This window comes from Polaromonas sp., assembly GCF_016185115.1.
Classification (GTDB): Bacteria; Pseudomonadota; Gammaproteobacteria; order Burkholderiales; family Burkholderiaceae_C; genus Polaromonas.
The window spans coordinates 434,844-455,853 of sequence record NZ_JACPOF010000030.1 but is presented as its reverse complement, the minus strand read 5'-3'; the positions used below and the strand labels follow the sequence as shown (position 1 = coordinate 455,853).

General features: G+C 61.9%; 21 protein-coding genes. 14 read left to right on the top strand and 7 right to left on the bottom strand.

Translation table 11 applies throughout. From position 1 onward, the window contains the following. The first annotated feature begins 43 nt into the window (after nucleotides 1–43). Complete coding sequence (locus HYX42_RS23130; protein ID WP_293407692.1) at nucleotides 44–937, top strand: LysR substrate-binding domain-containing protein; 894 nt, start codon at nucleotides 44–46, stop codon at nucleotides 935–937. A 28-nt stretch (nucleotides 938–965) separates the two neighbouring features. Here HYX42_RS23130 and HYX42_RS23125 read toward each other — a convergent pair whose 3' ends face one another. Then, nucleotides 966–1,985, bottom strand: a complete 1,020-nt coding sequence (locus HYX42_RS23125; RefSeq protein ID WP_293407690.1) for a LysR family transcriptional regulator — start codon at nucleotides 1,983–1,985, stop codon at nucleotides 966–968. Between the two features lie 201 nt (nucleotides 1,986–2,186). Between HYX42_RS23125 and HYX42_RS23120 the strand changes: the two genes are divergently transcribed. The 7 genes from HYX42_RS23120 (at nucleotide 2,187) to HYX42_RS23090 (ending at nucleotide 12,234) form a co-directional block, all read left to right on the top strand. After that, nucleotides 2,187–3,134, top strand: a complete 948-nt coding sequence (locus HYX42_RS23120; RefSeq protein WP_293407687.1) for an alpha/beta hydrolase — start codon at nucleotides 2,187–2,189, stop codon at nucleotides 3,132–3,134. Nucleotides 3,135–3,154: 20 nt separating this feature from the next. Continuing rightward, complete coding sequence (locus HYX42_RS23115) at nucleotides 3,155–4,378, top strand: efflux RND transporter periplasmic adaptor subunit (RefSeq protein ID WP_293407685.1); 1,224 nt, start codon at nucleotides 3,155–3,157, stop codon at nucleotides 4,376–4,378. A 126-nt stretch (nucleotides 4,379–4,504) separates the two neighbouring features. Next, on the top strand, nucleotides 4,505–7,741 hold the full coding sequence (locus HYX42_RS23110; RefSeq protein ID WP_293407683.1) for an efflux RND transporter permease subunit: 3,237 nt from the start codon (nucleotides 4,505–4,507) through the stop codon (nucleotides 7,739–7,741). Between the two features lie 29 nt (nucleotides 7,742–7,770). Further along, the gene (locus HYX42_RS23105) at nucleotides 7,771–9,171 is read left to right on the top strand and encodes an efflux transporter outer membrane subunit (protein ID WP_293407680.1); all 1,401 of its coding nucleotides are present in this window, start codon (nucleotides 7,771–7,773) and stop codon (nucleotides 9,169–9,171) included. A 329-nt stretch (nucleotides 9,172–9,500) separates the two neighbouring features. Then, complete coding sequence (locus HYX42_RS23100; RefSeq protein ID WP_293407678.1) at nucleotides 9,501–9,869, top strand: DUF4345 family protein; 369 nt, start codon at nucleotides 9,501–9,503, stop codon at nucleotides 9,867–9,869. Nucleotides 9,870–9,979: 110 nt separating this feature from the next. Further along, complete coding sequence (locus HYX42_RS23095) at nucleotides 9,980–11,215, top strand: class I SAM-dependent methyltransferase (protein WP_293407676.1); 1,236 nt, start codon at nucleotides 9,980–9,982, stop codon at nucleotides 11,213–11,215. An 11-nt stretch (nucleotides 11,216–11,226) separates the two neighbouring features. Beyond that, on the top strand, nucleotides 11,227–12,234 hold the full coding sequence (locus HYX42_RS23090; RefSeq protein ID WP_293407674.1) for a tRNA-dihydrouridine synthase: 1,008 nt from the start codon (nucleotides 11,227–11,229) through the stop codon (nucleotides 12,232–12,234). On the opposite strand, the gene HYX42_RS23085 is transcribed toward HYX42_RS23090, so the two are convergent. After that, a complete protein-coding gene (locus HYX42_RS23085; protein WP_293407672.1) occupies nucleotides 12,224–13,258 on the bottom strand; it encodes a hypothetical protein in 1,035 nt (344 codons plus the stop codon). The two genes, HYX42_RS23090 and HYX42_RS23085, sit on opposite strands and share 11 nt — an antisense overlap. Nucleotides 13,259–13,601: 343 nt before the next feature. Between HYX42_RS23085 and HYX42_RS23080 the strand changes: the two genes are divergently transcribed. Then, nucleotides 13,602–13,958 carry a hypothetical protein gene (locus HYX42_RS23080; protein ID WP_293407671.1) on the top strand — a complete coding sequence of 119 codons (357 nt, stop codon included), beginning with the start codon at nucleotides 13,602–13,604 and terminating at the stop codon, nucleotides 13,956–13,958. Nucleotides 13,959–13,966: 8 nt separating this feature from the next. After that, nucleotides 13,967–14,389 carry an SgcJ/EcaC family oxidoreductase gene (locus HYX42_RS23075; protein ID WP_293407670.1) on the top strand — a complete coding sequence of 141 codons (423 nt, stop codon included), beginning with the start codon at nucleotides 13,967–13,969 and terminating at the stop codon, nucleotides 14,387–14,389. Between the two features lie 26 nt (nucleotides 14,390–14,415). Here HYX42_RS23075 and xth read toward each other — a convergent pair whose 3' ends face one another. Then, nucleotides 14,416–15,249 carry an exodeoxyribonuclease III gene (gene xth / locus HYX42_RS23070; protein ID WP_293407668.1) on the bottom strand — a complete coding sequence of 278 codons (834 nt, stop codon included), beginning with the start codon at nucleotides 15,247–15,249 and terminating at the stop codon, nucleotides 14,416–14,418. Nucleotides 15,250–15,251: 2 nt separating this feature from the next. Beyond that, nucleotides 15,252–15,491, bottom strand: a complete 240-nt coding sequence (locus HYX42_RS23065; RefSeq protein ID WP_293407666.1) for a hypothetical protein — start codon at nucleotides 15,489–15,491, stop codon at nucleotides 15,252–15,254. A gap of 133 nt (nucleotides 15,492–15,624) precedes the next feature. Between HYX42_RS23065 and HYX42_RS23060 the strand changes: the two genes are divergently transcribed. Further along, a complete protein-coding gene (locus HYX42_RS23060; RefSeq protein ID WP_293407664.1) occupies nucleotides 15,625–16,221 on the top strand; it encodes a DUF2889 domain-containing protein in 597 nt (198 codons plus the stop codon). 54 nt (nucleotides 16,222–16,275) lie between these two features. Here the strand turns inward: HYX42_RS23060 and HYX42_RS23055 are convergent, their stop codons facing one another. Further along, entirely contained in the window at nucleotides 16,276–17,253 is a 978-nt protein-coding gene (locus HYX42_RS23055) for a tripartite tricarboxylate transporter substrate binding protein (RefSeq protein ID WP_293407662.1), read from the bottom strand. A gap of 32 nt (nucleotides 17,254–17,285) precedes the next feature. Further along, entirely contained in the window at nucleotides 17,286–18,506 is a 1,221-nt protein-coding gene (argE, locus tag HYX42_RS23050; protein WP_293407660.1) for an acetylornithine deacetylase, read from the bottom strand. Nucleotides 18,507–18,665: 159 nt separating this feature from the next. On the opposite strand from argE, the gene HYX42_RS23045 reads away from it, so the two are divergent. Continuing rightward, nucleotides 18,666–19,184, top strand: a complete 519-nt coding sequence (locus HYX42_RS23045; RefSeq protein WP_293407658.1) for a DUF1993 family protein — start codon at nucleotides 18,666–18,668, stop codon at nucleotides 19,182–19,184. A 22-nt stretch (nucleotides 19,185–19,206) separates the two neighbouring features. On the opposite strand, the gene HYX42_RS23040 is transcribed toward HYX42_RS23045, so the two are convergent. Next, on the bottom strand, nucleotides 19,207–19,677 hold the full coding sequence (locus tag HYX42_RS23040; protein WP_293407656.1) for a DUF4864 domain-containing protein: 471 nt from the start codon (nucleotides 19,675–19,677) through the stop codon (nucleotides 19,207–19,209). A gap of 177 nt (nucleotides 19,678–19,854) precedes the next feature. On the opposite strand from HYX42_RS23040, the gene HYX42_RS23035 reads away from it, so the two are divergent. Together HYX42_RS23035 and HYX42_RS23030 are read left to right on the top strand one after the other, a co-directional pair. Further along, on the top strand, nucleotides 19,855–20,268 hold the full coding sequence (locus HYX42_RS23035; RefSeq protein ID WP_293407654.1) for a TspO/MBR family protein: 414 nt from the start codon (nucleotides 19,855–19,857) through the stop codon (nucleotides 20,266–20,268). A gap of 76 nt (nucleotides 20,269–20,344) precedes the next feature. Next, a complete protein-coding gene (locus tag HYX42_RS23030; protein WP_293407651.1) occupies nucleotides 20,345–21,007 on the top strand; it encodes an alpha/beta hydrolase in 663 nt (220 codons plus the stop codon). Nucleotides 21,008–21,010 lie beyond the last annotated feature (3 nt).

The window sequence follows — 21,010 nt, the reverse complement described above, 5'->3', positions numbered from 1 at the left end:
GATATTTACATCCCCCTCTTCAGGGGCTTGAGACAAGGGCTTTATGAAGCTTGACCAGTTGCAGCATCTGGTGGTGATCGTGGAACAAGGTAGCCTGCGCGGCGCAGCAAGGCGGCTGGACATGCCGCAACCCGCGCTGACCCGCAGCGTGCGCGCGCTTGAACGTGAACTGGGCTGCGCCCTGTTTGTGCGCGAAGCCAGCGGTATGGTGCTGACGCCCGCTGGCAGCCGCTTTCATGTGCATGCCAGCGCCATCGTCAATGAAGCACGGCGCGCAGTCGATGCGATTTCACAAGACACCGGTGAGGACGAAGGCACGGTGTCGATTGCCTTGTCCATCATGCCGCACGTGATGATGCTGCCGTACGCGTTGCCGGTCTTCCAGCGCCGCTACCCCAAGGTAAGGCTCAATATTGTTGAAGGCCTGTTCCCCGATGTGGAGCGCGAGCTACGCGAGGGCGGGCTTGACTTCTACATCGGTGCGCAACCGCGCATCGCCCCGGCCGCAGGTCTGGCCGTGCAGCACCTACTCGACAACACACGCTCGCTGGTAGTGCGCAAGGGCCACCCGCTGGTGGAAGCCAAACGCCTGAAAGACCTCGCGTCCGCGCACTGGGCCACGACGGGGGTGGACTACAACGCCGACGATGACATTGCCCGCCTGTTCGAGGCCCACAAATTGCCACCGCCCATCGTCATGCTGCGTGCACGTTCAGCGGTCTCGATGATGGTGGCGCTGGCCAACAGTGACCTGATTGCCATGCTGCCCGCGCAGTGGGAGGTGTTTCCGTTTGTACGCAACACCCTGCGTGTGATCAAGGTGAAAGAGATCCTGCCCGCCCCCAGCGTGGTGCTGATCCGACGGCCGGATTTGCCACTCACGCCTGCGGCAGAGTTTTTATGCGATGTGATGATGCGGTCGGCCCAGACTACATAAGCAGCGGACAGACGCCGGTACCTGCCTGCTAGGCACTTTCCAGAACTGCGGCTACGCTGGTTTTTTCTGCGCGGCCAGCAAGCGCCGGCACAGCCGGCGCACTCCACCCCTTGCACATCGCCTCAGGCAAGGTGCTCTTGCGCTGGATCAAATCGTGTTTGGCGAACAGCTCTGCAATCCAGTCGACAAACACACGCACCTTGTTGCTCAGGTGGCGATTCGGCGGGTAGACGACATACATCGGTTTGGCTTCTGTGCACCAGCCTGTGAACAGCGGCTCAAGCGTGCCGTTGCTGATGTGGTCCTGGATCAGGAAAGTGGCGGTGTACAGCACGCCCAGGCCGGCGAGTGCGGCAGTGACGCCGGCATTCGAATCATTGACCGAAAGCTGGTGTTTGCCGTTGATCTCGACCGAGCCCGCTTCGCTGTGAAGCGTGAAGGCATAGAGCTTGCCGTCGCGCGGCGAGGCGTAGCGGATCATCTTGTGCTGCGTTTCGAGCTCGCTCGGGTGCTGAGGCGTGCCGTGGCGTTTCAGGTAGGCGGGCGAGGCACAGGTCATCATGTAGAACTCGCCTATGCGGCGCGCCACCAGCGACTGGTCGGTGATCTCGCCGCCGCGTACCACGCAGTCCACGTTCTCGGCAATGATGTCTATCGGTCTGTCGCTCACGCCCAGATCAAGCTGTATGTCGGGGTAACGCGCATAAAAATCGGGCAGGGCTGGGATGATGATGGAAAGGCCCAGTGACGAGGGTATATCGACCTTCAGCTTGCCGCGCGGGCTGGCTTTGGCGCGCGACATGCTCGATTCAAGCTCCTGCACCTCGCCCAGCAGGCGGCTGGCCTGTTCGTAGTAGGCCGCGCCATCGACGGTGACGGTGACCTTGCGGGTGGTTCGGTTCAGGAGTTTGGTGTCCAGCTCCTTTTCCAGGTCCTGGATCAGCCGGGTGACCGAGGGCTTGGGCACCCCCATGGAATCCGCAGCTTTGGTGAAGGTGCCGGCTTCGACGACACGTACAAAAGCCTGCATGGCTGAAAACTTATCCATTTTGTCGCTCCCTCTGGTGTGACCCGGGGTGGCAGCAAGGCGCGCTGTTTCCGGGCTGGGAGCGATTATTCGCCAGATTTAAAGCCCCATTGTTGCAATGGTGAAATAAAGAATGAGCGAAATCGCTATTTATTGCCGGGGCCAAGCGCCCTACATTCTGCTGCATCGCAACAATCTGGAGCCGTTCTGCGGCCTGACAAGATGCACAGCCTTCCAAAACCCGCCGCCGCAGCTGCCGCCATCGGCCCGGCCTGGGTAGACAAACAGATCAATATCGGCCTGAAGCCGCCCGCCAGCCCGCTGCTGAACGTGCGTTTTTACGGCCGCCATGACCCATCCGCGGCCGGTCCGCAGCCCCTGGTTGTGCACTTTCATGCCGGGGCCTTTGTCGCCGGATCGCTGGAAGAGGGCGGCTGCGTGCCGCGTTTGCTGGCTGCCGCCGGGGCTGTTGTCATGTCGCTCGACTACCCATTGGCCCCGGCCAACCCGTTTCCGCAGGCGATTGAGTCCGGTTATGCGGCGCTGGCCTGGGCTTTCAAGGCCAGGCAAAAGCTGGCCGGCAAGGATGCCCCGGTATTTGTGGCTGGTGAAGAGGCAGGCGGCAACCTGGCTGCAGCCGTGGCACTGATGGCGCGTGACCGGCATGAGCCTGAACTCGCCGGGCAGATTTTGCTGTCACCCATGCTGGACCCGTGCATGGCCACCGAATCATTGCGCGACGCAGATGCCGGACCTGTCGGCTGTACATGGGCTGACGGCTGGAACAAATACCTGGCGCGCGTCGATAACGCTGCCCACCCGTATGCCGCGCCCGGCAACGCACTGCGCCTGGCCAGCCTGCCGCCCACACTGCTGCTGACCGCGCAGGACGACCCGCTGCGTGATGAAGCACTCGCTTACGCGGACCGCCTGCGCGTGTTCGGCCGGCTGGTGCATGCCGCCGTACTGCCCGGCCCCACCGGATGGCCTGTGAGCTACCTCGAGCCTGCCGACCAGGCCTGTGCAGAAGCCGCATGGTCGGCCGGTGTGCAACAGCAGTTCAGCGATTTTTTCAGTGAATTTACCAACGACAAAAAAGCTGCCGCGCAAGACAGGCCCGTGCACAAACCATCGTTTTTTGCGTCTTCCAATTCGATTTCAATTTTTTAATTTTCAGGGACCAGACCATCATGCAAACCATTCGCCTTCATACCCCAAAACGCCGCCTGCTGGCCATTGTCATCGCCGTATTCGCCCTGACGGGCGTCACTGCAGCCATCTTCGGCGTCACCGGTTCGCGTGCACAACCGGCTCCTGCCGAAGCCCCCGCCACGCCGGTTTCCGTTGCCACGGTCGTGCAAAGTGATGTCGCCGCCTGGGAGGAGTTCTCGGGCCGGCTTGAAGCCGTCGAGCGCGTCGATATCCGCTCGCGTGTGGCGGGCACCATACAGGCCGTGCACTTTCGTGAAGGGGCACTCGTCAAAAAGGGCGACCTGCTCCTGACGATTGACCCTGCGCCTTACGCCGCCGACGTGCAGCGCGCTGAAGCGCAGGTTGCTGCTGCGCAGGCCAAGGGTGCGCAGGCCAGGGGCGAGCAGGACAGGTCGCAGCGCCTGTGGAGCGAGCAGGCGATCTCAAAACGCGAGTTCGATGAACGCGTGAATGGCCAGCGCGAGGCCGATGCCAACCTGCGCGCCGCTCAGGCCGCACTGCAAACCGCGCAGCTGAGCATGGGCTACACGCAGGTGCGCGCGCCTGTATCAGGCCGCGTCGGCAAGCTGGAAGTCACCGTCGGCAATCTTGTCGCGGCAGGGCCGGGCGCTCCAGTGCTGACCACGCTGGTCTCCGTCAGCCCCATCTATGCCAGCTTTGAAGCTGATGAGCAGGTGGTGGCGAAAGCACTGAAAGACGTAAGCGCCGGCGGCGACCGCAAGCTGGAACGCATACCCGTCCAGATGGGTACCTCGGCCAGCAGCGACACACCGTTTGAAGGCCGGCTGCAACTGGTCGACAACCAGGTCGATGCCAGAAGCGGCACTGTGCGCGCCCGCGCCGTGTTCGACAACAAGGACGGCCAGTTGATGCCGGGCCAGTTCGCGCGCATCCGCATGGGCCAGGCGACGAAGGCCAGCGCGCTGCTCATCAACGAGCGTGCGGTCGGCACCGACCAGAACAAGAAGTTTGTGATGGTGGTGGGCGCAGACAACAAGGCAGCCTACCGCGAAGTGACGCTGGGCGCATCGGTCAATGGCCTGCGTGTCATCAAGAGCGGGCTGGCCGCGAATGAACGCATCGTCGTCAACGGCCTGCAGCGCATACGCCCGGGTGCACTGGTTGCGCCACAGGTGGTCGAGATGACGGCCAAGGCCGAACTCTCGAATGCCGACAAGGCCATCAAGGTCGCACAAAAGTAACGCCCTCTGTCATCCCGGACTCGATCCGGGATCCATCCCCTTCAGTGCTGCAAGCAGTCAGTCGGGTCATGGATTGCGGATCAGGTCCGCAATGACAGTCACGTCACAGAACCAAGAAGAACTGCCATGAATCTTTCCAAATTTTTCATTGACCGGCCCATTTTTGCCGGCGTGCTCTCGCTGTTGATGCTGATTGCCGGGCTGGTCGCGCTGCGTGGTTTGCCGATTTCCGAATACCCGGAAGTCGCGCCGCCCACCATCGTCGTGCGTGCCCAGTACCCCGGCGCCAACCCCAAGGTGATTGCCGAAACGGTGGCCACGCCGCTGGAGGAATCCATCAACGGCGTTGAAGGCATGCTCTACATGAATAGCCAGGCCACCACCGATGGCGTGATGACGCTGGCCGTGACCTTCAAGCTGGGCACCGACCCCGACAAGGCGCAGCAGATGGTGCAGAACCGCGTCTCGCAGGCCGAGCCGCGCCTGCCTGAAGAGGTGCGCCGCCTCGGTGTTGCCACCGTCAAGAGCGCGCCCAACATCACGATGGTGGTGCACCTCGTGTCGCCCAACGACAGGTATGACATCAACTACCTGCGCAACTACGCGGTGCTGAATGTGAAAGATCGCCTCGCACGCATCCAGGGCGTGGGCCAGGTACAGATTTTTGGTGGCGGTGACTATTCGATGCGCGTCTGGCTTGACCCGCAAAAAGTCGCACAGCGCGGCCTCTCGGCCAGCGATGTGGTTGCGGCCATCCGCGGCCAGAACATCCAGGCTGCGGCGGGCGTGGTGGGTGCATCCCCTGGTCTGGCGGGTGTGGACATGCAGCTGTCCATCAACGCACAGGGGCGTCTGCAGAACGAGGAAGAGTTCGGCGACATCATCGTCAAGACCGGTGCTGACGGCGCCATCACCCGCCTGCGCGACATTGCGCGGCTGGAACTGGGCGCTGCTGACTACGCACTTCGTTCACTACTCAATAACAAACAGGCCGTCGGCATGGGTGTGTTCCAAGCACCCGGTTCGAACTCGCTTGAGATTTCAGATGCGGTTCGCAAGACCATGGAAGAGTTGTCGAAGAACATGCCCGAGGGCGTGGAATACCGCATCGCCTATGACCCGACGCAGTTTGTGCGCGCCTCCATCAGCTCGGTGATCCACACCCTGCTGGAAGCGATTGCGCTGGTGGTGCTGGTCGTCATTCTGTTTTTGCAGACCTGGCGCGCCTCCATTATTCCTCTGCTGGCCGTGCCGGTGTCTGTGATCGGCACCTTTGCCGTGCTGCACCTGCTGGGCTTTTCAATCAACGCGCTCAGCCTCTTCGGGCTGGTGCTGGCGATTGGCATCGTGGTCGATGACGCCATCGTGGTGGTCGAGAACGTCGAGCGAAATATTGAAGACGGCCTGAGCCCGCGCGAGGCGACTTACCGCGCCATGCGGGAGGTGTCCGGCCCCATCATTGCGATTGCGCTGGTGCTGGTCGCCGTGTTTGTGCCGCTGGCTTTTATCAGCGGCCTGACCGGCCAGTTCTACCGCCAGTTTGCCGTGACGATTGCGATCTCGACCGTTATCTCTGCCATCAACTCATTGACGCTGTCGCCCGCACTGGCCGCCTTGCTGCTCAAGAGCCATGACGCACCCAAAGACGCGCTGACACGCGGCATGGACAAGGTCTTCGGCCGCTTCTTCGCGGGCTTTAACCGCCTCTTCAGCCGCGGCGCTGCCAACTACAGCACAGGTGTCAAAAGCGCGATCTCGCGCAAGAGCATGATGCTGGCGCTGTATCTGGTGCTGGTGGCTGCGACGGTCGGTATCTTCAAGCTGGTGCCGGGCGGTTTTGTCCCCGCGCAGGACAAACAGTACCTGATCGGTTTTGCGCAGCTGCCTGATGGCGCCACGCTGGACCGTACCGAAGACGTGATACAGCGCATGGGCGACATCATGAAGAAGAACCCTAACGTGGAAGATGCGATTGCCTTCCCCGGCCTGTCGATCAATGGGTTCACCAACAGCTCTAACTCCGGCATTGTGTTTGCCACGCTCAAGCCTTTTGCCGAGCGCACGCACAAGGACCAGAGTGGCGGCGCCGTGGCCGGCCAGTTGAACCAGGCTTTTGGCAACATCCAGGACGCGTTCATCGTGATGTTCCCGCCGCCACCGGTCGAAGGCCTGGGCACCACGGGCGGCTTCAAGCTGCAGCTGGAGGACCGCGCATCGCTGGGCTATGACGCGATGGATGGTGCGGTCAAGGCCTTCATGGCCAAGGTGGCGCAGGCGCCCGAGATTGCCGGCACCTTCACCAGCTGGCAGGTCAACGTGCCGCAGCTTTACGCCGACATCGACCGCGCCAAGGCACGCCAGCTGAAAGTGCCGGTGACCGACATTTTCGACACCATGCAGATTTACCTCGGCAGTCTGTACGCCAACGACTTCAACAAGTTCGGCCGTACCTACAGCGTGCGTGTGCAGGCCGACGCGGCCTACCGTGCCCGGGCTGAAGACGTGGGCCTGCTCAAGGTGCGCTCGACCACCGGCGAGATGGTGCCGCTGTCGGCGCTGATGAAGGTGCAGCCCAGCTTTGGCCCCGAGCGTGCCATGCGTTACAACGGCTATCTCTCTGCTGATGTCAGCGGCGGCCCTGCGCCGGGCTATTCATCAGGCCAGGCACAGGCTGCGATTGAACGCATCGCTGCCGAGACGCTGCCCAAGGGCATCAGCTTTGAATGGACCGAGCTGACCTACCAGGAAATACTGGCAGGCAACTCTGCGGTGCTGGTGTTCCCGCTGGCGATATTGCTGGTCTTCCTGGTGCTGGCTGCGCAGTATGAAAGCCTGACGCTGCCGATTGCGATCATCCTGATCGTGCCCATGAGCCTGCTGGCTGCGATGACGGGTGTGTGGATCTCGGGTGGCGAGAACAACGTCTTCACGCAGATCGGGCTGATGGTGCTGGTGGGGCTCTCGGCGAAGAACGCGATCCTGATCGTCGAGTTTGCGCGCGAGCTGGAGTTTGCAGGCCGCACACCGGTGCAGGCCGCGATTGAAGCCAGCCGCCTTCGCCTTCGCCCCATCCTGATGACATCGCTGGCCTTTGTCATGGGTGTGTTGCCGCTGGTGCTCTCGACCGGCGCGGGTGCAGAGATGCGCTCTGCCATGGGTGTGGCAGTGTTCTCGGGAATGATTGGCGTGACGGCCTTCGGCCTCTTCCTCACGCCAGTCTTCTACGTCGCCCTGCGCGCCATGACGGGCAACCGCCAGCTCAAACTGCATGGCGAGGTGCCGCACATCGAACAGGCCATCGGTTCGAGTGGCGGCGGTGCGTTGCATGCACAACCTGCAGCGCCCCTCAAACAACACGAATGAAGAACTGATTGAAAGAAAAGGAGTTCACCATGAACCACACTTATTCAACACTGCGCACCCGCCTTGCGCCGCTCGTCATGGCCCTGGTGCTGGCCGGTTGCGCCACCTCTGCAGTCGTTGACACCAGCAATGTGCCCGCCGCACCCGCCGCCTTCAAGGAAAACGCCGGTGCAGTGAGCACCAACCCCGCACAGCCCCAGGTGCAGGGCCTATGGTGGAAGGTCTTCGCCGACCCTGTGCTTGACGGCCTCATTGACAGGGCCAACGGCAACAACAACAGCTTGCAGGTGGCCGCGGGCCGTCTGGCACAAGCCCGTGCTCTGGCAGGGCAGATCGGTGCCAACCGCTTTCCGCAGCTCGGCATCGGCGCAGGCGCCACGCGGCAGCGCAATTCAACGACCGGCAACGTCGCGCAAACCGTGGTGAGTGCGGGCGCGAACCTGTCGTATGAAGTTGACCTGTTCGGCAAGCTCTCAGGCGCGTCCAATGCTGCATCGCTCGATGCCGCCTCGCGCGAAGCGCTTCTGCGCAGCACGCAGTTGCTGGTGCAGGCCGACGTGGCGCAGACCTACCTCAGCCTGCGCGCACTCGACACGGAACGCGAGCTGGTACGTGGCACGCTGCTGGCCTACCAGAACACGCTGCGCCTGACCGAGGTGCGCTTCAGGGAAGGCGATGTTGCCGAGCTGGACGTGGCGCGTGTGCGCAGCGAAGCCGCATCGACTGAATCTGAAGCCCTGGCGCTGGACCAGCGCCGCGCCGTTCTGGAACACGCGCTGGCCGTGCTGGTCGGTGAGGTCCCTTCAAACTTTGCCGTGGCTCCCACGGCCTGGTCTACCGCCTTGCCGGTGATTCCTGCCGGCGTGCCCAGCACCGTGCTCACGCGCCGGCCCGATGTTGCTGCGGCGCAGAACAGCATGCAGGCGACGCAGGCGAGAGTCGGCGTGGCCAAAACCGCGTGGTTCCCGACCTTCTCGCTCACAGCAAACGGCGGGTATGCAGCGCCAGACATCAAGGACTTGTTCAAGCTCTCGACCCAGGCATGGGGCATAGGCGCGCTGCTGTCGTTGCCGATTTTCGACGGGGGCCGCCGCGAGGCGGGCGTGCAGGGCGCCAATGCAGACCTGAGCATTGCGCTGGCCAATTACCGCGAGCAGGTACTGGTCGCCTTTCGCGATGTCGAAGACCAGCTGGCGGCCCTGCGCCTGCTGGCCGAACAGTCAGAAGCCCAGTCACGCTCGGTGGATGCCAGCAGCCGCGCCACACTGCTGTCCGGTTCGCGTTACCGCAATGGTTACGTCAGCCAGCTCGAACTGCTGGACGCCCAGCGCAGCGAGCTACGCAACCGGCGGCAGGCGCTGCAGGTCAAGTCTGCGCAATACCTGGCGACAGTGGGACTGATCCGCGCGCTGGGCGGCGGCTGGGTTTGAGTCTTTGGGCCATCCCCCGCTTGGCGAATACTTAATGAATCATAAATGAATCGTTAAGTAATTAATGCTTTATTTATGATGCATTAATACAAAAAATGGGGGTTTTAAAATCCCCGCCCACGTCGAAAAACGGCCCAAAAACCGGGTTTTGGGCCGTTTTCAGGCATCAAATTGGCCTCCAGCCCTTTAAATATGGGCGTGAGCAGCTATTTAATTGATAGCAAATGAGAAGCGGATGCCGGTTGGTCATTGCAGCTGCGCGAGTGGAACGGGCGGGTAATTACGCTGGAGGCTGCTATAAGTGGCAGCATCTTTCCAGGGGAATTGCCATGACCATCAGCCAGCACATCGCCCAGATAGGCCTTTTCCTCGTAGCAGCCATCGCCATCTTCGGCGGTGTCCTGCAGATGGTTCTCGGCCAGCCTGACACCTCGCCCCGGCTGGACAACGTTCACCGCTTTATGGCGGGCGTTTATCTGGCAACGGGGCTGATCTGTCTGTGGGCGGGCGTCACGATTCTCCAGCAGGGGTTTTTGGTTTACCTGCTCTCACTGGGCATTCTGCTCGGTGGCATTGGCCGGCTGGTGTCAATTGCCAAAGTCGGTCTGCCCAAACCCACTGCAGTCTGGCTGGCTTACCTGATTCCCGAGCTGGTGCTGCCGTTTGTGATTGCTGGCGCGCATTACGCTGGGAACTGAACAGGTTTTGGGCTTTGCGGGCCGTTTTCAGGGGCATCAGGCAAGTCTGGTTGCCCCGCATCTGTTAAAACACCCGGTTCCCCTTTTAGAAGTTACCAGGTTAGCCCCAGATGCCCGTTTCAAAGCCCGTTCCCGCCACCTCACCGTCAGAGCCTTCAACCATCCACTGGACAGAGGCGGGCGAGGCGCGTTCTGCGCGCTGGCGGTCCGAGCGCGGCGCGAACCCGCCCAAAAAGGTGGTGATTGCCGACGACAGCATGGCGGCAGATACGGCCTACCGGCTGGCCTGCGAAGGCACTGGCCTGCTATGGCGCGGTGATTACCAGAACGCGCGCCTGCTTCTGCAGGCCATAGCGCGGCGTGTGGACAAACCCGCCAAACCCAAACGCACCAAACGCCACAAGGCGGGTGAGTCGGACGCGCCAGCTGAAGTGCCGGCGCCGGTCTTCCCGGAAGCCTTTCACCTGCACCGCCAGGCGCAGGCGCAGCGCGCGCGCGTGCTGGGCATGGTGCTGATTCCGTTTGATGCGGACTACAGCATTCCGCTGCGCCGCGCGCCCGATGCGAAAAAGGCTTGCGCTGAAGCATGGGGTCCTTCGAAAGAAGGCGGCACATCAGTCGCATCGCTGCGCGAGCTTATGGGCTTTATCAGCTCGCATGAATGGCGGCGCAAGGGCGTGCCGATTCCTGCGCTGGGCGAAGACGGCCCGCACAACCGCGTGCATCCGCACTACGGCGTGTTCTCGCCGGTGCGGGGTGAATACATAGACCTGGTCGCGCAGGCGCCTGTGCCCGAAGGGCTTGATGACCTGACGGGTTTTGACATCGGCACCGGCACCGGCGTGCTGGCCGCTGTGCTGGCGCTGCGCAGTGGTGTGCAGCGCGTGGTGGCGACCGACCAGGACCCGCGTGCGCTGGCCTGTGCACGCGACAACCTCAAGCGCCTGGGCTTTCCGCAGATTGAGGTGCGCGAGGCCAACCTCTTCCCTGAAGGCAAGGCCCACATCATTGTCTGCAACCCGCCCTGGCTGCCTGCGCGCCCGGGCTCGCCGATCGAGCACGCGGTGTATGACGAAGACAGCCGCATGCTGCTGGGCTTCCTCAACGGTCTGGCTGCGCACCTCGAACCCAAAGGTGAGGGCTGGCTGATCCTGTCGGACATTGCCGAGCACCTGGGGCTGCGCACGCGCGAGTGGCTGCTGGCTGCGATTGATGCGGCCGGCCTGAAGGTAATAGACCGACTTGACGCAACGCCTCATCACCCCAAGGCGGCGGATGCCACCGATGCGCTGCATGCGGCACGCGCGGCAGAAGTGACATCGCTCTGGCGGCTGGCTGCGAAATAAAGAGTGTCCGCATGCAGATGGAGCCGCGCGCAACTGTTCTTCTCGCCCCGATGGAGGGCCTGCTTGATTTTGTTCTGCGCGACATCCTCACCCGCGTAGGCGGCATTGACCGCTGCGTCTCCGAGTTCATACGCATCACCGACCAGTTGCTGCCCGAGCGTGTCTTCACCCGCATCGTGCCCGAGCTGCACAACGGCGGCCGCACCTTTGCCGGCGTGCCCGTACGCGCGCAACTGCTGGGCTCCGACCCTGCATGCATGGCTGAAAACGCTGCACGATTGGCAAGTCTTGGCCCGGCCGGCATAGACCTCAACTTCGGTTGCCCCGCTGCGGTGGTCAACCGCCATGGCGGCGGCGCGTCGATGCTGCGTGAGCCCGAGAGTTTGTTCAGGGTGGTCAGTGCCGTGCGGCGCGCGGTGCCCGCACACATGCCGGTGTCGGCCAAGATGCGGCTGGGCTACAGCGACGACTCGCGTGCACTCGAATGCGCGCAGGCCATTGCTGATGGCGGTGCCGGTGAACTGGTGGTGCATGCACGCACCAAGGCGCAGGCCTACCGGCCACCGGCTTACTGGGAACGCATTGCAGACATTCGCGCCGTGGTGAACATTCCCGTCGTGGCCAATGGCGAAATCTGGACGGTTGAAGACGCGCGCCGCTGCCGCGAGGTCTCAGGCTGCGATATGCTGATGATTGGCCGTGGTGCTGTCGTCAACCCCGGCTTGGGCATGGCGATTCAGGCCGACATGCGCGGTGAGGCGCATGCCGGTGTGTCATGGCCATCGCTGCTGCCCCTGGTGGCGCAGTTCTGGCACATTGTCTGCACGCGTCTTGACAGGCGCTCGCAGGCCGGCAGGCTCAAGCAGTGGCTGAATTTTTTGCGCAGGCGCTTTCCTGAAGCAGAGGCTGCTTACCAGTCGCTCAAGACCATCAATGACCCGCTGCTGATCGATGAGTGGCTGGCCGCTGCGTTGCACGCGCCAGCGCCCTCATCCGCTGAACTGCTGGTCAGCGCCTAGACACGTCAGCGCGGTACTCGGCCAGCGCAGCTTCCGCATCCCTGGCGTTCGGGCCTGCACTTTCCAGCCAGGCTTTCTTGCGCTGTTCACCGGCTGCCGTCAGGCGGGCCACCTGCGCTGCCGACAGCGTGGACATCGGCACACCTGCGCTGCGGATTTTTGCAGTGGCATCCCCATCGCCCTGGTCCCAGGCCTTGCCCGCCAGTTGCGCCAGCACCGGGCCGGAGACTTTCAGGATGGCCGCCTGGTCGCGCGGCTCCAGCGTCTTCCACTTTGCAGAGTTGGCGGCCATCGCAAAACCAGCGGTGTAAAAACCGCCGGGCAGCGTGACCACCCCTTTCACGGCTTCTGACAGGTTGAAGAGGCCGTAGGAGTCGATGGTCGTCACGGTGGCATCGGCCTGTCCGGGTGCCAGCACTTCCAGCCGGGGCGGGTGTGGCGACATTGAGGGCCTGGCGCCCAGGTCCATGGCCACGGCACGGCCACCGGCGCCACCTGCATTGATGGTGAGTTTCGAAAAATCATCCTGGCCGGCGACGCCGCTGCTGCCCAGCAGCAGCACGCCCGGCCCGTGCGTGAACACTCCCAGCAACTGCACATTGCCGTACTCTGCGGCGAAGGCCGGGTATTTCTGCACGATGGCCTGGTAGGCGGCAGAAGCTTTTTCAGAATTGGGCGTCTGACCTGCAAACTCCACCATCGAATTGAGCGTCAGCTTGCGGGTCAGCGCGCCATTGGACATCAGCGACACATCGGCAGCGCCATTGGTGATGGCATCGAGGATGGCCGGTGGCGGTGCAATCGGTGCGGGCAGCAGTTCCACCTTCACGCGGCCTTCGGTGGCCGTGTTCACCGAAGCAGCCCAGCCGAGCAGGATTTTTTGGGTCAGCAGGTGGTTGGGCGGGCCGAATGGCGATGCCTTGAGTATGGTTTGCGCCGACGCCATCATGGGCAGGCAGCAGATGGATGTGATGGCGAGTGTGCCCAGCAGGCGTCGCAGCATTTGTTGTCGTAGTGATTGCATGTTGATGTCTCCGTCGATGTTTTTTTGTCAGCCCGGCAATGCGTTTTGCATGCGTACGCCGGCACCACCCATACATGTCATCTCCCTGATTTGCCGTGCGTGTTTTGTTTGTTTCGACCTGTATGGGTAGAGGCAATGCTAGTGAAGTGGCATGCCGCAGTCCAATGGACTTCCGGCATACACATCATGCGAATCGGAAATGCGGGCATGGCGCAAGCCCCTGACGCACCAGCCCTTTGGTGTGTCCGTTGCTTCGTAATTGTTGGGTAAAGCCCGCGCCGCAATCTGGACATGCGCGCAGCGCTGTCTTTAAATAAGTCCTTCTACAACACAGGAGGACATCATGAGAGGAGCCATTCAGCGTTGTTGCATGTGGGCTGTAATGGGCATTGGCCTGGCAGCCGGCACCGCCTTTGCGCAGCCGACTGGTGGGTCGGGCGGTGGCCCGGGCGGCGGTGAGCGCCGCCCCGGACCCCCGCCCGAGGCCGTTGCCGCATGTCAGGGCCTCCCGGCCGCGGCCGCCTGCAGCTTTACCGGCAGGGGTGGAGAAAAACGCCGCGGTACCTGCTCAGGCCCGCCCGCCGTTGCGCCAATGCCGCAAGGCGGCGCGTCTGGCGCTGCCGCTGGCGGTACTCCTCCCCTGGCTTGCCGCCCTGCAGATGGCGGGCGGGGCATGGGGGGCGAGCCCCCGAAGCGCTGATTTTTCCGATGAGCGGCATCAACACGCCGGGCGACATCGCCGCATCATTCCAGGCCGCATGGAACGCCCACGACATGCGCGCCTTTGGCAGCCTGTTCGAGGAAGACGCCACTTTTGTGAACCGGTTCGGGCACTACGTTCGCGGGGTGGATGCAATCGTGGCGCTGCATGCGCCCATACACCAGACTATTTACGTTGACTCCGCGCTGGACAACGAGCTGATAGACCTCAATCTTCTTGCCGAAAACGTGGCCGTGGTTCATTTATGGAGCCGCCTGAAAGCAGGCGCGGCCCATCCGGCGGGGCCGCATGTAGTAGATACGCTGATCATGGCGGTGTTGACGAAGCGGGAGGAGGCATGGCGTATCCGGGCGCTGGAAAACGTGACGCTGAGCAATCCTCGTACCGGAGAAGCCATACTTCGCGCGTGAGGGGCGATTTGTTCGGGAGCGGGGGTCTATGACGATTGTTTCGCCCCCGCTTTGTTTTTGCCCGAAGCCCGCGTTTTTGTCGATGTGGCCTTGTTCAATTCCACCCACACGGGCGCATGGTCGCTGGCATGCTCCTCACCACGCACCCATGCATCCACACCGGCTGATTTCAATCGCGGCGCAAGCTCTGCGTTGAGCAATATGTGGTCTATGCGCAGGCCAGAGTTCTTCTGCCAGTGCTGGCGGAAATAATCCCAGAAGGTATAGACGCGTTCATCGGGATGCAGGTGGCGCAGGCTGTCCGTCCAGCCCTGCTTGAGCAGCTTTGCGTAGGCTGCCCGGCTTTCAGGTTGCAGCAGCGCGTCTTTGAGCCATGACTTCGGGTTGTAGATGTCAAAGTCGGTCGGCACCACATTGAAGTCACCGGCCAGCGCTACCGGGTGGCCAGACTCGCAGAGCGAGAGTGCGTGTGTGTGAAAGCGCCTGAACCAGGCCAGCTTGTAGTCAAACTTTGGGCCGGGCTGCGGATTGCCGTTGGGCAAATAAAGGCAGGCGACGATGAGGCCGTTGACCGCAGCTTCAAGATAGCGGCTCTGGTCATCAGCCGGGTCGCCGGGCAGCTCACGGCGTATCTCTACCGGGTCAGCGTCTTTGGCAAGTATCGCCACACCGTTCCATGATTTTTGGCCTTTCCACAGCGCGCCATAGCCTGCATCGCGCAATTCGGCGTGCGGAAACACACCATCCAGTGCTTTCAGTTCCTGCAGGCAGACAATGTCGGGTGACTCCTTCGCAAGCCAGTCCAGCAGGTTGGGCAGGCGCGTCTTGATGCCGTTGACGTTGAAGGTCGCGAGCTTCATGGTTATCTGGGTGCAGGTGCTGTTGGCCGTTTGCCCCGGCGCCAGGCTTCAGCACCACCGCTGCCGCCGCCCTCGGGAAAGTCGTGTTTTTTGCTGGTATCACCGGGCTGCAGGGGGGACTCGATCAATGTGCTGGCGCTGTTGTCCGGGTCATCGTCCATGGCCGGGCGGGGTGTGGAGGCAGTGGCACTTTCGAGTGAATCGCCGGTTTTTGCGTTGGTGGGGCTTGATTTTCCGGGCATGCATTGCTCCTGAAATGAGGTGAACCAAAGTTAGCAGCAGCGCATCACGCCGCCTGTGGGACGCCGCCGCATAAACGCACCCACACGCATTGGGTCAAAATGAGGGTTGCCACGACTTCCGAGGAACCCGGTTTTGCCATTGCCCCCGCCCCAACCCCGAAAACACCTGCACATCAGGCAGGTCTCCTATGACGGTTACCTGCGTGAAGACGGCCTGTGGGACCTTGAGGCGCGCATGACGGATACCAAGGCTTACGCGAGCAGCACTCCTGATCGTGGTGACATGCCGCCCGGTACGCCCATACATGACATGTTCATCCGCGCCACAGTTGACGATAGCATGAAGATTGTCGAGATCACGGCAGTGATGGCGAGCCGGCCATTCCCCGAATGCCCGAAAGCAGAAGATCCGATGCAAAAAATGGTGGGCGCCACCATGGGCCCTGGCTGGCGGCACACGATTGAAAAAGCCATTGGCGGTATTGAGGGCTGCACGCACCTGCGCGAATTGCTCTTCAACATGGCCACTGCGGCCTACCAGACCATACCGGTCTACCAGGCCCACCGCGACAACAAACACACCATGCGCGGCATGGCGGAAGGCCTGCCGCCGCCGCACCTGGGCAAATGCATGGCCTGGGATTTCAATGGCACGGTGATCAAACGCATCTACCCGCAGTTTGTGGGCTGGCAGCCGGCGCCCAAAACGACGACGCCGGAAAAAACCTGAGGTTCTTTCCGGCGCAGGCACACGGCCAGTACGGTGACCGGGCTCAGGCGGTCTTTATTCGACCTTGGCCCCCGATGCCTTCACCACATCCGCCATGCGCTTGTAATCGGCCACGAGCAACTTGCTGAAATCGGCATTGCTCATGGCCAGCGGCTCAATGCCCTGCTTGTCGAGGCGCTCGAGAATGACCGGGTCTTTCAGCAGTTTCGCCATCGCCGCATTCACGCGGTTGATATCGGCTGCGGGTGTTCCTGCCGGGCCCAGCAGGCCGAACCATGAATCGAAGCGGTAGCCAGGCAGGCCGCTCTCGGCAATCGTCGGCACATCGGGCAAATACTTTGAACGCTTGGGCGAGGTCACGCCGATGATGCGGATGCGGCTGTCCTTGACAAAGGCCAGCGCGCCAATGCTGGCGGCAATCACCGCCTGTGCGCGGCCGGAGATCACCTCATTGATGGCTTCGCCGGTGGCCTTGAGCGGCACATGCACCACGTCAATGCCGGCCATGCCGTTGAAGTAGGCCATGGACAAATGTGTGGCGCTGCCGACACCGGCTGTGGCGTAGTTCATCTTGCCGGGGTTGGCCTTGGCATGGCGTATGTATTCGGCTGCGGTTTTGGCGGGCACATCGGGGTGAATCATCAGCACATAGTCGGCGGTGCCGATATGGGCCATTGGCGCAAAGTCTTTTTGCGGGTCGTAGGCCAGCTTGGTGTAGAGCGTTCCGGCAATGTTGTGGCTGGCGGCGGCCAGCACCATGGTGTTGCTGTCGGGCGCGGCCTTGGCCACAAAACCTGTGCCGACGGTACCGCCTGCGCCTGGGCGGTTGTCAATGATGACGGTCTGGCCCAGGGCCACACCGAGCTCGGTGCTCATGGCGCGGGCCAGCAAATCCTGCACGCCGCCTGCGGCAAAGGGCACCACAATGCGCGCCACCTTGGGGTTGGCCTGTGCAAAAGCGGTGCCGGCGCCGAATGTCAGGCTGCTGGCCGCAGCGGTGGCCGTGGCCAGAAAGTTTCTGCGATGCATCATGTCGTTGGTTCCGGTTATGTCGTTTTAAAGATTCAGTTCACGCAAATTTCGTCACCCAGGCGGCGCATGAAACGCTCGCACCAGGCCAGTTGCTCCAGCGTGACCCATTCGTTGGGCTGGTGCGCCTGTGCAATGTGGCCGGGCCCGCACACGATGGTGGGCACGCCAACCTGGTGAAAGAGAGCAGCTTCCGTGCCAAACGACACCTTGCCCGCACCTGTTGAGGGGTCTACATCCGCGCACTTGAAGCAGAGCCGTGCGATGTCGCTGTCTGCATCGGTTGAAAACCCGGGCAGCACGGAGGTCTGCGTGTGGGTGATGCCCGTGTCTGCCGCAACGGCCTGCATCGCGGGAATCATGGCGTCTGCAAACTCTTTCGCCTCATTGAACAGCGTGACCGGCGAGTTGAGGTGGTGGTGGCGGATCTCCCAGGCAATCTCGCAATCGCGCGGAATGATGTTGAGCGCGGTGCCGCCGGCAATCACGCCGGTGTGTATGGTGGTGTGCGGCACGTCGAATACCGGGTCGAAAGGGCCTTCTTTGGCAAGGCGCTCATGCATGGCGCGCAGGTTGGCGACAAAGCGGCAGGCGATCTCTACCGCATTCACGCCCTGTGGCGTCAGCGATGAATGCGCCTCAAAGCCGCGCACCGAGGTCCTGTAGCCATGCTTGCCCTTGTGTGCAATCACCACCTGCATGCCGGTCGGCTCGCCGACAATACAGCCTGCGGGCTTGTAGCCCTGATCGACCGTCCAGGCGATCATGGTGCGCACGCCTATGCAGCCGATTTCCTCGTCATAGCTGAAGGCAAAGTGAAGCGGGTGCTTCAATTTGCGCTTGATGAGTTCCGGCACCATCATGAGCGCGGTGGCGCTGAAAGCCTTCATGTCGGTGACGCCACGCCCATAGAGCTTGTCGCCAATCACCTGCGCCACAAAGGGGTCGGTGTTCCAGGGCTGGCCATCAACCGGCACCACATCGGTGTGGCCTGAGAGCACGAGGCCGCCGATTTTGGTTTCGCCGTTCGCCGCGGGAATGGTGGCCCACAGATTGGCTTTTTTGCCGGTTTCGTCATGGATGACTTCGCACTGAACGCCTTGCGCTTCAAGCTGCGCCCTGGTCCAGTCGATCAATGGCAGGTTGCTGTCGCGCGAGACCGAGGCAAAGGAGATCCACTTTTCGATCAGGGGCAGGGCGGCCAGGTCGGCGGCCATGACGGGCTGCAGGGCGGCATTGGGGATAGGGGCGTTCATGGGAGGCCTTTCTGCCTGGGGAAGCAAAGAAAAATTGTATGCCAGCGTGGGTGTTTCGTCAGGGTAACAGCGAGGGATTGGAAAGCCATTCAGCGCCATCCGGCGAACCGGGCGAGAATCCCTGCTGTTCGATCATTCTCCTCCCTCCGAAAGACCCTTATGAGCAGCGCTACTTTTTCTATCTATTCAGCCTCCGTCCCCGTGTTCAAACAGATGCTGGGCGGCCTGCAGGATGTGCTGCGTAAGGCAGAGGCCCATGCCACCGAGAAAAAGATCAACCCCGACGCCTATCTGCAGGCGCGGCTCTTTCCCGACATGTTTGCGCTGACCCAGCAGGTGCAGGTCGCCACCGACTTTGCCAAGAGCGTGCCTGCGCGGCTGGCTGGCGTGGAAGTGCCCAAGCTTGAAGATAACGAAAAAACCTTCGCAGACCTGCAGGCCCGCATCACCACGGTGCTGAACTTCATCAATGGACTGGATGAAAGGCTGTTTGCCGATGCCGCCAGCCGCGAGATTGTGCTGCGCCCCGGCACCCCGAAAGAAAAGCGTTTGTCAGGCCAGGCGTATCTGCTGAGCTACGGCCTGCCGCAATTCTTCTTTCACGTCACCACGGCTTACGGCCTGCTGCGCCAGGGCGGTGTGGAGATCGGCAAGAAGGACTTCATGGGTTCTTACTGACCCCATGAACGTGCCGGCGGGCTCAGGCCATCCGGCCCTTGTTCTCTACCACCACACAACCGGTGATGCGCCAGGATTTGTCTTTCTGGCGCGCCAGGCTGTAGAGCGCCAGCCACGAGTTGCCTGACGCATCCAGCATCTGCACGCGCTGGATTGCATCGCCATCCTTGCCCTCAACCTTGAGGAAGGCGACGGACGCGGGGCGGTACACCACCGGGTAGTCGCGGCGCACCATGGCCAGGAAGTCGGGCGCGCTGCCGACGGCTTCACGCACATTGGGTGCCGCAAATGAAAACGCCTTTTTCGCGTCGTCTTTTGCGAAAGCGGCAAGCTGGCCTTCAACCACGGTACGCACGCTTTTTTCGTCGGCGGAGGTTAATGCCTGTGCATGAGCAGGCACTGTGAAGGCCTGCAGCCAAAGCAGCGCCACAGCGGGCGCCAGGCGTTTCAACCAGAGAAAAGCAGAAGGTTGACAGGCAGTGGTCGGGTTCATGAGGCTTCCTTGAGCAGCTTGATTCAAACAGATTCTTTCAGGGATACGCAACAGGGCGCCTGGCGGATGCGTGGCAATGCGGCTGTGTCCTACCGGGCTACAGGCAGACTGTCATCGTCAATCTGTACATGTCATGCTAAAACCGGGATATACCCCAACCAAGGAATCTGGATTTTTATGGACGGTACTTCAGCATCATCAAGCGCAGCCTGGTACGCGCAACTCATCAAGCCAGTCTTTGCACCACCCGCATTCGTTTTTGGGCCGGTGTGGACTGTGCTTTACATCATCATTGCGATCAGCTTTGGATATGTGCTGTGGAAGACCCTGAAGCGCCGCCTCCCGTTTGCAGTGCTGCTGCCCTTTATCCTGAACCTGGTTTTTAACGCCGCCTACACCCCCATACAGTTCGGCCTGAAGAACAACATGCTGGCATCGGTGGACATACTTCTGGTGCTGGGCACGCTGATCTGGGCTCTGACCGCCATCTGGAACCGCGTACGCTGGGTGGCGTATGTGAACATTCCCTACCTGCTGTGGGTGATGTTTGCCACGGTGCTTCAGCTCAGCATCACCTGGCTGAATCGCTAGACGCGCCGGCGGGGCACGGCGTTTCCATCGGCCCGTAAAATCCGGGGCTGTTCAAGAACTCTTGTAAGCCCACTTCATGTCCCTCAAAGTCCTCGAAGCCCAGACCGGCGAAAACCCGGTGGCGACCATCATCATCATGCACGGCCTGGGGGCTGACGGGCGCGACTTCCTGCCGATTGCGAAAGAGCTGGACCTGTCCGCCATAGGCCCGGTGCGCTTCCTGTTCCCGAATGCGCCGGTGATTCCCGTGACGATCAATGGCGGTTACCAGATGCCGGCCTGGTACGACATCCTGAACGCCGACCTGGTGCGGCGTGAAGATGAAGCCGGCCTGCGCACCTCGCTGGTCGCGATGGAAGAAGTCATTGCCAATGAAAAAGCGCGCGGCATCCCGGCCAGCAAGATCGTGCTGGGCGGCTTCTCGCAGGGTTGTGCCATGACACTCATGATCGGCCTGCGCCATGCTGAAAAGCTGGCCGGCCTGATGTGCATGTCGGGTTACCTGCCGCTGACCAGCAAGATCGTCGTCGAGCGCAGCGTCGCCAGCCAGGATGTGCCCATCTTCATGGGCCACGGCACACGCGACCCGGTGATTGCACTTGATCGCGCCACGGCTTCACGCGATGCCATGAAGGCCCTGGGCTACAACGTCGAGTGGCATGAATACCCGATGGAACACTCGGTCTGCCCGCAGGAGATTGGCGATATGGAGGCCTGGCTCCATCGCGTGCTGGCCTGACGG